Raw genomic sequence first — 13,368 nt, 5'->3', positions numbered from 1 at the left:
GCTCTGGCGATCTTGACGCTGGGTCAAGGCATCTTTCCCGCCTTGACGCGGCGGCAAGATCGCGAACACTCAAAGATCGGGGCGGTGGTGGGGTGTCACACAGCGCGCTCTGCGCGCGTCCGTTGCTGTCCCAACGCACACTCCGAAAGGCCTGAGGTCCGACCAATTCCCCGCTACGTTCGCACGGTCGGATCTCGCCGAAGAGAGGTGTCAGAGGGTGCCGGTGAGGGCCTGCAGCCCGAGGCTGGAGGCGGCGACCGCCACCCACAGGATCGCGCCCATCAGCAGCGGGCGGTGGCCCGCGGCGCGCATGTCCTTGAACCGCAAGGAAAGGCCGATCCCGGCCAAAGCTGTGGTGATGAGGAAAGTGCCCACTTCGGACAGCGGCGCGTGCCAGGACTCCGGGATCACGCCCGCGGTGTCGAGCGCGGAGGCGGCGAGGAAGCCGATCAGGAACAGCGGCACGATTTTGCGCCACGGCATGTGCCGCAGCTGGAACCCTCCGCCATCCGCGCTGTGCCGGGCTTCCCGGCGGGCGGCCAGGATCGCCAGCACGATCACGATCGGGATGAGCGTCAGCGTCCGGGTCAGCTTGACGACGATCCCGTACGAACCGGCGTCGCCCCCGTAGGCGAAGGACGCCGCGACCACCGAGGACGTGTCGTTGATCGCCGTGCCCGCCCACAGTCCGAACGAGTGCGGGCTCATGCCGAGCAGGTGGCCCAGCGGCGGGAACAGCAGCACGGCGGCGATGTTGAACGTGAAGATCGTGCCCACCGCGTAAGCGATTTCGGCCTGCCTGGGCTTGATCACCGCGCTCGTCGCGGCGATCGCGGACGCCCCGCAGATCCCGGTGCCGACGCCGATCAGCGTCTGGGTGTCCCCGCGCACGCCGAGCACTCTGCCCAGCAGCCACGCCCCGCCGAGCGCGACGGCGAGCGTGCCCAGCATGACCGGCAGGGAGCTGCCGCCGACCTCGACCACCTGGCGCAGGGACAGCCCGGTGCCCAGCACCACGATCGAAAGCTGCAGGACCGGCTTGGCCGCGACGGCGTAACCGGCAGTCAGCCGCTCCGCGCGTAATGCCGGCACGAGCGCGCCCGCGCCTGCGCCGAGCACGATGCCGAAGACCGGCCCGCCGACCAGTGGCACGAGCTTGCCCGCCGCGGTCGCGACCGCCGCGACCGCGACGGCGACCGCCAGTCCCGGCGCCCGCCGCAGCAGCCAGCCGACGCGGATGCCCAGCTGGCGGGGCCGCGCGGCGGTGTCCTGGAGTGTCACCGCTCCACCTCCTTAATGTACGTACATTTAAGTTAGAAGATGTACGTACATTTGCCAAGGTGTCCGGGGGAGACGGAGCTCTCGGTAGGGTCGGTGTCGTGGTGAAGGACGACCAGCTGGACCGCGAGGGCGGCGCGCCGTTGTGGCGGCAGTTGCAGCAGCAGCTGCTCCGCCGGATCGACGACGGCGAGTTCGCCTCGCGCTTCCCCGGCGAGCTCGCGCTCGCGGAGGAGTACGGGGTCAGCAGGCAGACGGTCCGGCAGGCGCTGCGGGAGCTGCGCGCGGACGGCGTGCTCGTCGCGGCCCGCGGCCGGCAGCCGCGCGTCGCGCCTCCGGCGGAGATCAGCCAGCCGGTCGGCGCGCTCTACAGTCTCTTCGCTGCCGTCGAGGCTTCGGGCCTGCAGCAGAACAGCATCGTGCGCACCCTCGACATCCGCGCCGACGCCGTGATCGCCGAACGGCTGGAGCTGGAGGGCTCGGCGCCGTTGCTGTACCTGGAGCGCCTGCGGCTCGCGGGGGAGGAGCCGCTGGCGCTGGACCGCGTGTGGCTGCCCGCTTCGGTCGCGGAACCGTTGCTGCAGGCGGATTTCCAGCACACCAGCCTGTACGCCGAGCTGCACCGGCGGACGGGGCTGCGGCTCGACCAGGGGCACGAGCAGATCCGCGCCGTAATCCCTACAGTGGCCGAAAGGCTGCAGCTGCGCTGTGGCGACGACGCGGCGGCGCTGTCCATCTCACGGCTCGGCAGCGCTTCCGGCACGCCGATCGAATGGCGCCACACGCTCGTGCGCGGGGACAGGTTCGCGCTCACGGCGGAGTTCTCCGGCAAGGTCGGCTACCGGCTGGTGGGCTCACATCCGGAGCTGGCGGGGCGCTGAGACGAAGCGTCCACTTCGGACGCTTTCTCCGGTCAGGTCCGCCGGCGGGGCGCCGAAGCGAGGATTTTCGCCAGCCTGCCGAGGTCGTCGGCGAGGTCGATCGACGGGTCGAGGAGCCATTGCGCCTGCAGGCCGTCCGACGCGGCGATGAGGATGCGGGCGGCGAACTCGGCGTCCACTTCGGACGATTCCGGGGCCGAGCGGCGGAACTTCCGCGCGACCAGCTCCCGCAGCTCCCGGTAGCGACGGGTGAAGAACCCGTGCGCGGCGTGCTCCGGATCGGGCGCCGCCGCGCTCATTTCGAGGAAAAGCCTGACCAGGCCCGGGGTTTCGGCGCTGTGCGCGGTCACCGCGGACAGATCGTCCAAGGGGCCGTCGGGGTCGAAGGTGGCGCGGTCGGCGGCGTCGCGCTCGGCGAGGATCGCGACCAGCAGCTCGTCCCGCGCCGGGAAGTAGTGCAACAGCCCCCGTTCGCTGAGCCCGACGCGCGCGGCGATCGACCGCAGCGACGGCCCTGAACTGTCGCTTTCGGCGTAGGCGGCCAGCGCCTCCTCGAGAATCTGCCGCCGGCGCTCGACTCCCTTGGCGTACGGGCCGCGGCGCGTGGGTTCGGGCATGCCCAGACCGTACCCGGACCCGAAAACACAGTATCGCTGGGTTTTCGTGCTACCGTCGTCGGCATCCCGCGCGAAGGAGATCGACGATGATCGACGCCCCGCCTTCGGCCGAGGCCACGACCGGCGCCCGCGCCCTCCGGCTCGGCAGGCTCGGTCCGTTCCTGCTGCTGGGCCAGTTCGCCTGGGCGCTGCCCGGCGCGGCGAGCGGCACCCTGCTCGCCGCGGTGCTCGCGGACACCGACCCCGCGCGCAAAGTCGCCGTCTTCACCACCTACGCCGTCGCGGGCGCGATCACCAGCGCAGTCGGCACGGTCGCGGGCGGCCTCCTCTCCGACCGCACGCGCAGCCGCCTCGGCCGCCGTTCACCTTGGCTGCTGGGCTCGGCGTGCCTCGCCGCGATCGCGCTCGCGGCGACCGGGTTCACCACGAACCAGGTGCTGACCGGTGCGCTGTATGCGTTGTTCCAGCTCGGCATCGGCGTGTGGGCCGCCGCCCTCGCCGCGCTGATCCCGGACCACGTCCCGAGCGGGGCTGTCGGCCGGGCGTCCGCGTTCGCCGGATTCGGTTTTCTCGCCGGGCAGACCGCCGGTGGCGTGCTCGCGGGCGCATGGGTGACCACGCCGTCAGCCGGGCTGAAGATCGTCCCGTGGCTCATGGTGCTCGTCGCGGTGGCGCTCGCCGCCGGGGTGCGCGACAACGGCGAGCGCCCGGCGCGGCGCCGGTTCCAGCTGCGTGACCTCGTCCCACCAGCGTCGCGCGACTTCTGGCTCGCCTTCGCCGGCCGGTTCCTGTTCATCCTGGCGATCCTGATGATCACCACGTTCCAGCTGTACCTGTTCACCGACTTCCTCGGCCTGCCCACGGGCGAAGCGGGCCGGTCGGTCAGCCTCGCGACGCTGCTGGTCGGGGTGCTGGCCGGAGTCGCCGTCGCGGGGGCGGGCGTGCTGAGCGACCGGTTCCGCCGCACCAAACCCTTCGTCCTCGGCGCGCCGCTGCTGCTCGCGATCGGGCTGATTCCCTTGCTGGCCGCCCCGGGCCCGGTGACGGCGATGGTGTTCTTCGGGATCGCCGGGCTGACGCTGGGCACCTACCTGTCGGTGGATCAGGCGCTGATGGTGGCCGTGCTGCCCGACCCGCAAACGGCGGCGCGCGACCTCGGCGTGCTCAGCATCGGCTCCACCCTGCCCGGCGTCGTCGCGCCGATCGCCGGCGGAATCCTCGCGGGCTCGGCCGGATACCTCGCGGTCTTCGTGACCGCGCTCGTGCTCGCGGTGGCCGCGGCCGCCGTGGTCCTCGGAATCAGGAGTGTGAAATGACGCGTACACCCGGCTTCCTGTGGGGAGTCGCGACGGGAGCGCACCAGACCGAAGGCGGCAACGTCGCCAGCGACTGGTGGTACCGCGAGAACCAGCCCGGCTCACCGGTCGCGGAGCGCTGCGGCGACGCCGTCGACAGCTACCACCGCTGGCCCGAGGACCTCGACCTGGTGGCGGGCGCGGGTTTCACCGACTACCGCTTCGGGCTCGAATGGTCGCGGGTGGAACCGGCGGACGGCTTCGTTTCGCGGGCGGCCGTCGCGCACTACCGGCGGATCGTCGAAGGCGCGCGGGAACGCGGGCTGCGGCCGCTCCTTACGTTGCACCACTTCACTTTGCCGTTGTGGTTCGCCGCCGGAGGGGGCTGGCTGCGCCCGGACGCCGCCGAGCGTTTCCTCCGTTACGTCGACGCGCTCGCGCCGGTGCTGGAGGCCGGGGTCGAGCGCGTGGAGACCATCAACGAGCCCAACATCGTCGCCATGTTCCCGAAACTCGCCGCGGGCGGGCTCGCCGGGGGTCTGCCGGAACCGGACCAGGCGACCACCGACGCGATGATCGCGGTGCACCGGGCGGCGGTCGCGCGGCTGCGGGCGAACCACCCCGGACTCCGCGTCGGCTGGGGGATTTCCGTGCAGGACTACCAAGCCGAGCCCGGCGCCGAAGCCGCGCTGGAGGCCTACGCCGAGCCGCGCGACCAGGTTTTCCTCCGCGCCGGCGCGGGGGACGATTTCGTCGGCATCCAGACCTACACCGGCGGGCGGCTGCGCGCGGACGGAACACCGGTGGAAAACCCGTCGGCCGAGCGGACCCAGACCGGCTGGGAATTCACGCCGGGCGCACTCGGCGGGGCGGTGCGGCGGGCGGCCAGGGTGGTCGGCGGTGTCCCGCTGATCGTCACCGAAAACGGCGTCGCCACCGCCGACGACGCCCGCCGCATCGAATACACGACCGGGGCGCTGGAATCCTTGCGCGCGGCGATGGACGACGGAGCCGACGTCCGCGGCTACTTCCACTGGAGCCTGCTCGACAACTGGGAATGGGGCCACTGGGGCCCGACGTTCGGGCTGGTCGCCGTCGACCGCGCCACCTTCGCCCGCACGCCCAAGCCTTCGCTCGCCTGGCTGGGATCGCTTGCGCCGTCCGGTGTTCCGGCATGACGGTTCGTCCCGAGGACGCCGGTCTTTCGTCCGCCGGACTCGACCGCGTGGACGCGGCGATCCAGGAGCAGATCGATCGCGGCGTGCTCGCCGGGGCGGTCACGCTCGTGGCCCGGCACGGCAAGGTCGCGCGCACCAGCGTGCTCGGGACCGACCGGCGGTTCCCGCGGAAACCCCTGCACGCCGGCACGATCTTCCGTGTCTTCTCGATGACCAAACCGGTCACCGGGGTGGCGATGGGCATCCTCGCCGACCGCGGGCTGTGGCGGCCGGAGGACCCGATCGCGCGGTACCTGCCCGAACTTCGCGGCCTCCGGCTCCTCACCGGGGCCGAGCCCGGCCACCCGCCCACGATGCGCGAACTGCTCACGCACACCGCGGGGTTCGGCTACGGCCGGGACCGGTCGGATCCGCTGCATCGCTTCTACCGCAAGGAAAAGCCGTTCCGCGCGCGGGACCTCGACGAATTCGTGGCCCGGGTCGCCCGTCTCCCGCTGGCCTTCGAGCCCGGTTCCAGCTGGCGCTACAGCATCGCGATGGACCTGCAGGGCGCGATCATCGAACGGCTCAGCGGCCGGTCGCTGCCGGAGTTCTTCCAGGAGCACATCTTCGGGCCGCTGGGCATGACCGACACCGCGTTCCACACGCCGCCGGCGAAACGCCGCCGCCGCGCGACGCTCTACTACACCGGCGGGCCGTTCCGGCTGCTGCCGATCCCGAACCCGCTCTATCGCGACCACGACGCGACCCCGCCGGCGGCGTTCGGCGGGATGGGTCTCGTGTCGACAGCCGGTGATTACGCGCGTTTCGCGCAGATGCTGCTCGACGGCGGGGCAGGCATCGTCAGCACGGAGGCCCTGACGGCGCAGCTGTCCAACCAGCTACCGGAAGCGTTGCTACGACGAGGTTTCCACGTCGGCCACATGGATCTCCGGCCCGGTTTCGGGTACGGCTACAACGGCGCGGTGTTCCACGATCCGGTCGCGGCCGGCGCCCCGGTCGGACGCGGCACGTACCAATGGGACGGTGCCGCGGGCACGTGGTTCTGGGTCGATCCCGAACACGACCTGCTCTTCGTCGGGATGATCCAGCTGCTCTCGTACTCCGCGCCGCCCCTGCAGAAAATCACCCAGGCGCTGCTCGCCGACGCGCTCCTCGACGACGGAAAGACCCGATGACCGCGACCTTCCCACTCGGCCCCTTCGAACCCAGCACCGCGAACCCCATTCTTCGGCCGCGTGGCGACGGCTGGGAGTCGGCGAACCTCTACAACCCGGCGGCGATCGTCGTCGGGGACAGGGTCGCCCTGCTCTACCGCGCCCACGCGGCCGACCGGGTTTCGCGGATCGGGCTGGCATGGAGCGACGACGGAATCCGCTTCGAGCGCGAGGACGAACCGGTCCTGGTGCCCGAGCACGACTACGAAAAGGCCGGGTGCGAGGATCCCCGCGTCACTCGCGTGGACGGCACCTTCTACCTCACCTACACCGGGTTTTCCGGTGCCAGCGCGCAACTCTGCCTCGCGACGTCCGCCGATCTGCGCGAGTGGACGAAGCATGGGCCGCTGTTCCCCGGCTTCAACACGTGGCGCACGCTGCCGTACGGGCCCGATGTGCCGTGGAGCAAGGCCGGGGTGATCCACCCCGAGAAGCTGGTCGGGCGGTACTGGATGTGGTTCGGCGAGGGCACGATCCACGCCGCCACCTCAGCCGACCTGCTGCACTGGACTCCGGTCGCCGACGACGGGCACCCGATCCACACGCCCACGCCCGGCTCGTGGGACGCCACGTTGGTGGAGATCGGGGCGCCGCCGGTGCGTACGGCCGACGGCCTGCTCGTGTTCCTGACCAACGGCGCCACCGCGTCCTCGCCGAGCCAGGTCGACTACCGCTGCGGGCAGATCGCCGTCGCCGAAACCGACCCGGCGACGGTCGTGGCGCGCACGAGCGAACCCTGGCTGCGCCCGACCAGCTTCGAGGACACGCACGGGATGGTCTCGAACGTCACCTTCGTCGAGGGCCTCGTCTCCTTCCGCGGCAAGTGGTTCGCCTACTACGGGCAGAGCGACACCACCCTCGCGGTCGCGACCTGCGAGGTCTGACCCTCAGCCGCCGTGTTTGCCCCTCCCGCGGGTGTGTTGGCCGCTCCCGTTGATGTGTTGGCTGGCCCCGGCCGTGCGTTGGCCGGCGTCGGTGGGCCGGGGTCGTGGCGGACCGCGAACGACGAACCGGGTCCGGGCGCGAGCGGGCCGGATCGCGCGCGCTCCGGCCGATCGGTGACCGCGCGGGGCCAATACGGATGCCGGAGGGGCCAACACACCAACCGGGGCGGCCAACACACCAACCGGGGCGGCCAACACGCCAACCGGAGGGGCCAACACCGCTGCCGGGGAGTAGGGCGTTGCCGGTCTTCGCCCGGAAACCTGCTGTCGCCGGTAAGCTCCTCCCGGGGGGTGCCCGCGAGTGCTGACGCTGACGATCGGTGCGGACGAAGTCGTGCTCAGGATCGGTGGGGAGGCCGTCCGGCACGTGCCGGACGGGCCCGACGACCTCCTGCGGGAGCTGGCCTGGCGCCTGAGCACCCGGCCTTCGCCGGACGTGGCGGGGGAGCTGGGGATCCGGCTCGGGCGCAGGTTCCTCGCGGGCGCGGCGGGCGCCGCGCTCGCCCGTGAGCTCGGCAAACCGGGCCGCGCGGCGCTCGCGATCGAAGCCGAGGACGAGCTGCCCTGGGAAGCCGCCATCCTGCCCGGGGGAGAGGTCCCGCTGGCGCTGGACGAACGCGTCGACGTGTCCCGCGCGGTGCCCGGCGGGGTGCCGCCGCGGCGCGCGCCCGGCCCGTTGCGCATCCTGGCCGCGATAGCCAGCCCGGACACCGGCGGCGGCGAACTCCTGGACTACGAACACGAACTGGCCCGCATCCTCGACTCCGTGGACCCGGGCGGGCGCCGGAACACCGCCGTCCGCGTCCTGGAATGGGGCAGCACCGCGGCGATCCGCGCCGCGCTCGCCGAGGAGCCCTGCGAAGTCCTGCACATCTCCTGCCACGGCCGCCCGGGCGAGCTGCTGCTGGAGACGGAGTCCGGGGAGCCGGACCACGTCGGCGCCGCGCGGTTCCTCGCCGAGGCGCTCCCCGAGGGCGTCCGGGTTCCGTTCGTCGTGCTGACGGGGTGCGCCACCGCGCTTTCCACGCCGTTCGACGTCGGCGGGCTCGCCCGGGGGCTCGTGTGCGAGGGCACTCCCGCGGTGCTCGCGATGCGCGGCCAGGTCGGCGACCGCTACGTCATTTCCTTGTGCGCCAGGCTTTACGAGAAGCTTGCCGGTCAGGTCGACCTCCGGTCCGCCGTCGCCTCCGCGCGGCGCGAACTCGCCGGGGACGGTGCCGAGTGGATCGCGCCGGTGTTGTTCCTGGCCAACGGGAATCCGCCCCCGCTCGCCCCGGCCGATGTGTCCGAGCCAGCAACGGAGCCGCATCGGCCGGCCAGCGTCCTTGCGTGGCACGACCGTTCCCCCGGCTACTTCGTCGGCCGCCGCGCGGCGCTGCGGCGCCTGAGCCGCGAGCCGGAAGGCGTGCTGCTGCACGGCATCGGGGGAGTCGGCAAGACGAGCCTGGCCGCCGAACTCGCGAGCCGGGCCGAACGGGCCGGTGCCGTCGTCGTCGCGCTGACGGGCCGCGCGCCGGTGGACGCGATCCTCGACGCGACACGGTCGGCGCTGAGCAAACACTGCGCGGAACACGGTTTCGACGCGGAGCATCCGGCCCGGCGAGCCGTTTCCGAACTGTCCAAACCGGACGTCGAATGGCCGGAACAACTGCCCTTCCTTCGTGCGGCCGCCGTTTCCGTGCTGCTCGTGCTGGACAACGCCGAGGACAACCTCGACGGGTCCACTGTGGACGAAGAGCTGGCCGCGTTTCTCGCCGCGTGGCCCGGCCGGGTGCTGATCACGTCCCGGCACCCGTTCGCCGTGCCCCGGCTGCCCGCCTATCACGTAGGTCCCTTGTCCTGGCCCGAAACCCGCAAGCTGATGTGGCGCCTGCCGGGCCTGGACGCGCTCACGGCGCACCAGCAGCGGCTGGCCTGGCATCAGCTGGGCGGCCATCCCCGCGCGCTCGAGTACCTCGACGCGCTGCTGCGAGCAGGCCGCGCCCGGTTCGACGACGTGACGGAGGCGATGAGCGAAGCCGGTGCCTTCGTCGCCGAAGACGTGTTGCTGCCGGAGTTGCTGGCGACGCTCGAAGACCAGCCGCTCGCCCGGAAGGTGCTTTTCGGCGCTTCGGTGTACCGGAAGCCCGTGGACCGTAACGGCCTGGCATGGCAGGTCGGCGAAGTCCACGACGTGACACCGGAAGAACACACCGAGATCCCGCCCTTGACCGTCCAGAGTGGACTGGATGAGGCGGTCGCGGCGGTGGAGCGGCTCGGCCTGCTCGCCCCGGCGGACGGCGGTCACCTCGTCCATCCGGCCACGGCGACGGCCTTGCACCGCCTCGCCGAGCCCGGGTTCCTCGCCGACGCGCACCAGCGCGCCGCCGGGTACTGGATGTGGCATCTGCGCCAGCGCGATGCCGATGAACTCGTGGACATCACTCACCTCGTCGAAGCCGCGTACCACTACTACGCGGGCGGTGACGCGCACCAGGCCGCCCTGATCGTGCTGATGACCTGTGACGAGCTGCAGACCCGTGGCCGCTGGTCGTGGGCGGAGCAGCTTTGCCGGCAGGCACGCGCATGGCTCCCGCCGTCCGGTATCACCGCCGAGCTCACCCTGCGGCTGTCTTCCGTTCGCTTCGAGCGCGGCGACACGGACGGCTCCGAACAGCTGGCCCAGGAAGCGTTGCGCCAGTTCGAAAACCTGGGCGAGCGCACGAACGAAGCCGCCGCGCTGCACCGGCTCGGCATGATCGCCCAGCACCGTGGCGACCACTTCCGGGCGAAGACGCTGTACGAGCGCAGCCGCGCGATCCACGAGGAGCTGGGGAACCACAACTCGGTCGGGATCGCCTGGCATCAGCTGGGCGTGCTCGCCCAGGACGACGGCGACATCGCACTGGCGGAGCGGAACTTCGAGCGCTCACTGACCGCTTCGCGGGCGGCCGGTGACCTGATGGGCGTCGCGAGCGCCACCCACCAGCTCGGCATGCTGGCGGAGAAACGGGGTGACCTGGTCAAGGCGGAGACCTGTTACCTGGCGGCACAGGACGCTTTCGGCAGGCTCGGCGACCGTGGCCTGGCGGCCAACGCCGAGGTCCGCCTCGCCGAGATCCTGCGCAAGCAGTGGCGGCTCGATCAGGCGATCGAGCGGGTGCTGGCGGCGCTGGCCGTGTTCGAGGAGATCGGTTCGGTGGAACGGATCGCCGAATGCCGGCTGCGGCTGGGCACGCTGGGGCGGGATCGCGGCGACTTCGCGTGGGCGGCATCGTCACTGGCGGCGGCCGCCGATCTGTTCGGGCGGATCGGCTCGGCCCGCCAGGCCGCCGAGGCTCACGCACTGCTCGGCGAAGCGCGCACCCTCGGCGGTGAGTACGCGGACGCGGTGGTCGCGACGCTGGAATCCCTCGCGTTGCGGGAAGAAATGGACATGCCGATCGGAAACGTGCACTCGTGGCTGGGGATCCAGTACGCGGAACTCGGCGAACCCGCCTTCCGGGCGGCGGTGTCCCGGGTGTCCGAGCCAGGGGACGCGGAGTTCGTTGTCGATCTTGCCCGGCAGCACGAAGAACTGATGCGCGGGAACAACCTGAACGGGGCGGCCGCGACCTACCGGGGGTTCGGGCTCGATGCGGCGAGGACCGGTCAACTCGGGGCGGCGCGGGCGTACTTCCGGGCCTCGCTGGCCCAGTACGAGGCGGCCCGGAACCTCCTCGGCGTCGCGAACACCCACGAGCAGCTGGGGAACCTCGCGATCGAGCTCCGTGAGTTCGGGGAAGCCGAGTGGCATTTCCTGCGTGCCCAGGAGATCCACGAGCGGCTGGGGGATCCGGTCAACGTGGCGATCGGCTACCACCAGCTCGGCGTGCTGCACCAGAAGCAGAATTCGCTGGACGTGGCGGCCGGGTACTTCCGCGCGTCGCTGGAGCTCAAACGGCGGCTGGGCAACCGGGAGGGCGAGGTCAACAGCCTGTTCCACGCCGGGCTGGTGGAGGAGATGCGCGGCGAGTTCGACGAGGCGCTGCGGATCTACGGGGAGTGCCTGGACATCGACTGGGCGCTGGGGAACTTCGGCGGGATCGCGATCACGCACGCGCAGATCGGCATCATCCACGGCCGGCGCGGGCAGCACGCCGAAGCGGTGCCGTGGCTGCTGGCCGCGCTGACGGTGAACCTCAGGCTGAACGCCCGCGCCAATGTGGTGAAGAACATCAGCGAGCTGCGCGCCCGCCGCCGGGACCTCGGCGAGCGCGAGTTCGCCGCGCTCGTACGGCAGGATGGCGACGAGGCGGCGGCGCGCGAAGTGCTGCGGCTCACCGAACTACTACCGAGTGCGGGCGGAGAGGACGCGGATGCCTGACGCCGAGGAGGAGCAGTACCCGTCGATGCCCGTGGTGCGGGCCGAGCTCGACATCGAACTCGGCCTGCTGGAACGGCGCGCGACGGCGGTGGACACGAAAGCCGGGCTGGTGCTCGGGTTCGCCGGGGTGCTGGTCGGGCTGACGAAGGACGGGCTCACGTGGATCACGGCCGCCGGGCAGGTGCTGGCGGTGGTGGCCGCGGTGCTGGCGATCAGCGCTTTCCTGCCCCGGTACGGCGGCGCGGTGAACCCGATGACGTTGCGGCGCAAGTACCTCACCACGGACCGGGCGACGACCGAGCTGTCCGTGCTGGACACCCGGCTCGCGCTCAAGGAGAAGGACGAGGTCGCGCTGCGGGTCAAGGCCCGGCGGGTGCGGACGGCCGTGGTGATCCTCGTGCTCGCCATCGCCGTGATCGTCGCGAACTCCGTCGTGCACCTGATCTCGCAGGGCTGACCCGGTTATGGAGGAGAAAATGAGCGAAGAGCCCCGTCCTGAGCAGCCGGAGTCCACAAAGGACCCCAAGCCGGTGCCGCCCGCGCTGCTGGACGACCCGGACCTGATCGTCGACGTCGTGCGCGACGCCCCGCCCCGCGAGGAGCGGCGCGGCTAGCTCTCCCGGTGGGGGCGAGGCTGTGCCACACTTTGGGGCGGTGACGGGATGGGGGCAACGTGGCGCGGGTGTTCGAGATGGAGCTGGACGACGGCAGCACCGTGCTGGTCGAAGCGGCCGACGATGATCCGGGCATCGAACGGGTCGGCCGCGCGCGGGATGTCGTCACCGAGGCGTCAGAGACGTTGAAGCAGGCGGTGGACCGGGTCCGCCCGGCGGTGAGCACGGTGCTGGACGGGCTGCGGGAGCTGCCGCGGCCGCCCGAGTCGATCAAGCTGGAGTTCGGCATCAAGTTCACCGCCGAAGCCGGGGTGGTGGTCGCCCGCGCCGCGACGGAGGCCAACTTCAAGGTGACCGTCGGGTGGTCGGCGGAGTCGTGACCGGCTTCCGGTGTCAGCGGCGTGCCCGCGCGACGCGCTGCCGTGAGCTGGACGTGGTGCGGTCGACCTTGATGTGCCCCACGGCTTCGGCGAGGCCGAACACCGGCATGTTGGCGTAGATGGCCTCGTACGAGCCCGGGCCGAGGATGTACGTCTCGTGCCACACGCCGACCGCGCCGGATCGGCTGGCTTTGCGGTAGTAGCGCCGCCACGCGGGGGCGTGCGGGGCGTCGTCGTCCTTGGCGAAGGCGACGAGGTCGTCGAGGCTGCGCCAGTAGCCGACCTGCATCGTGGTGCGGCCGAGCCAGTTGCGCGCGCGGATCATGCCGTGCTCGGGGTGGCGGGCGAGGTGGCGCAGCATCCGGGCCATCGCCAGGAAGACCCAGGGGTACTGGTCGATTCGCCACCACTTGTTGACCCGCATGCCGATGAGGAACAGGACCACGCCGGGTTCGCCGGGGTTGCTGGGGTTGCCGGGTTCGGGCCGGGCGGTCCAGCGGCCGGGGAAGATCTCGGGCATTGGGGGAACCTCCGTCGGATGGTGGGTGCGGGAGTTTCGTTACGCTGTTATGAAACAGTGTTATGGAAGCGCTGTCAAGGGGGAGCCGCGGGGATGGGG

12 protein-coding genes are annotated in these 13,368 nt (G+C 71.4%); 9 read left to right on the top strand and 3 right to left on the bottom strand.

The genetic code is table 11. From position 1 onward, the window contains the following. Positions 1-210 precede the first annotated feature (210 nt). Positions 211-1,281 (bottom strand): YeiH family protein, encoded by a 1,071-nt coding sequence (locus FPZ12_RS43880; protein ID WP_208026228.1) that lies wholly within the window; start codon positions 1,279-1,281, stop codon positions 211-213. 98 nt (positions 1,282-1,379) lie between these two features. Here FPZ12_RS43880 and FPZ12_RS43875 point away from each other — a divergent pair, with 98 nt between their 5' ends. After that, entirely contained in the window at positions 1,380-2,159 is a 780-nt protein-coding gene (locus FPZ12_RS43875) for a GntR family transcriptional regulator (RefSeq protein WP_424923705.1), read from the top strand. A 32-nt stretch (positions 2,160-2,191) separates the two neighbouring features. Here FPZ12_RS43875 and FPZ12_RS43870 read toward each other — a convergent pair whose 3' ends face one another. After that, positions 2,192-2,776, bottom strand: a complete 585-nt coding sequence (locus FPZ12_RS43870; RefSeq protein ID WP_144759798.1) for a TetR/AcrR family transcriptional regulator — start codon at positions 2,774-2,776, stop codon at positions 2,192-2,194. A gap of 86 nt (positions 2,777-2,862) precedes the next feature. Between FPZ12_RS43870 and FPZ12_RS43865 the strand changes: the two genes are divergently transcribed. The 8 genes from FPZ12_RS43865 to FPZ12_RS43835 all read left to right on the top strand — a co-directional run bounded on the left by FPZ12_RS43865 (position 2,863) and on the right by FPZ12_RS43835 (position 12,749). Continuing rightward, positions 2,863-4,092: an MFS transporter gene (locus tag FPZ12_RS43865; protein WP_144759801.1), complete on the top strand. Its 1,230-nt coding sequence runs from the start codon at positions 2,863-2,865 to the stop codon at positions 4,090-4,092. Continuing rightward, positions 4,089-5,249, top strand: coding sequence for a glycoside hydrolase family 1 protein (locus FPZ12_RS43860; RefSeq protein WP_144759804.1), 1,161 nt, complete (start codon positions 4,089-4,091; stop codon positions 5,247-5,249). Before FPZ12_RS43865 ends, FPZ12_RS43860 begins: the two co-directional genes overlap by 4 nt. Further along, on the top strand, positions 5,246-6,427 hold the full coding sequence (locus FPZ12_RS43855) for a serine hydrolase domain-containing protein (protein ID WP_144759807.1): 1,182 nt from the start codon (positions 5,246-5,248) through the stop codon (positions 6,425-6,427). Before FPZ12_RS43860 ends, FPZ12_RS43855 begins: the two co-directional genes overlap by 4 nt. Next, complete coding sequence (locus tag FPZ12_RS43850; RefSeq protein ID WP_144759810.1) at positions 6,424-7,350, top strand: glycoside hydrolase family 130 protein; 927 nt, start codon at positions 6,424-6,426, stop codon at positions 7,348-7,350. Before FPZ12_RS43855 ends, FPZ12_RS43850 begins: the two co-directional genes overlap by 4 nt. A gap of 361 nt (positions 7,351-7,711) precedes the next feature. After that, the gene (locus tag FPZ12_RS43845; protein WP_144759813.1) at positions 7,712-11,755 is read left to right on the top strand and encodes a tetratricopeptide repeat protein; all 4,044 of its coding nucleotides are present in this window, start codon (positions 7,712-7,714) and stop codon (positions 11,753-11,755) included. Then, entirely contained in the window at positions 11,748-12,212 is a 465-nt protein-coding gene (locus FPZ12_RS43840) for a hypothetical protein (protein ID WP_144759816.1), read from the top strand. Before FPZ12_RS43845 ends, FPZ12_RS43840 begins: the two co-directional genes overlap by 8 nt. A gap of 19 nt (positions 12,213-12,231) precedes the next feature. After that, positions 12,232-12,369: a hypothetical protein gene (locus tag FPZ12_RS45895; protein WP_166463106.1), complete on the top strand. Its 138-nt coding sequence runs from the start codon at positions 12,232-12,234 to the stop codon at positions 12,367-12,369. A gap of 59 nt (positions 12,370-12,428) precedes the next feature. After that, positions 12,429-12,749 (top strand): CU044_2847 family protein, encoded by a 321-nt coding sequence (locus FPZ12_RS43835; RefSeq protein WP_144759818.1) that lies wholly within the window; start codon positions 12,429-12,431, stop codon positions 12,747-12,749. Between the two features lie 13 nt (positions 12,750-12,762). Here FPZ12_RS43835 and FPZ12_RS43830 read toward each other — a convergent pair whose 3' ends face one another. Continuing rightward, on the bottom strand, positions 12,763-13,269 hold the full coding sequence (locus tag FPZ12_RS43830; RefSeq protein WP_150980787.1) for a DUF4188 domain-containing protein: 507 nt from the start codon (positions 13,267-13,269) through the stop codon (positions 12,763-12,765). Positions 13,270-13,368: the final 99 nt, after the last annotated feature.

The sequence above is a fragment of the Amycolatopsis acidicola genome, from assembly GCF_007713735.2.
In the GTDB taxonomy this organism is placed as follows: domain Bacteria; phylum Actinomycetota; class Actinomycetes; order Mycobacteriales; family Pseudonocardiaceae; genus Amycolatopsis_E; species Amycolatopsis_E acidicola.
Note: the sequence above shows the minus strand (reverse complement) of the source record. Positions and strands in the feature narration are given on the sequence as shown.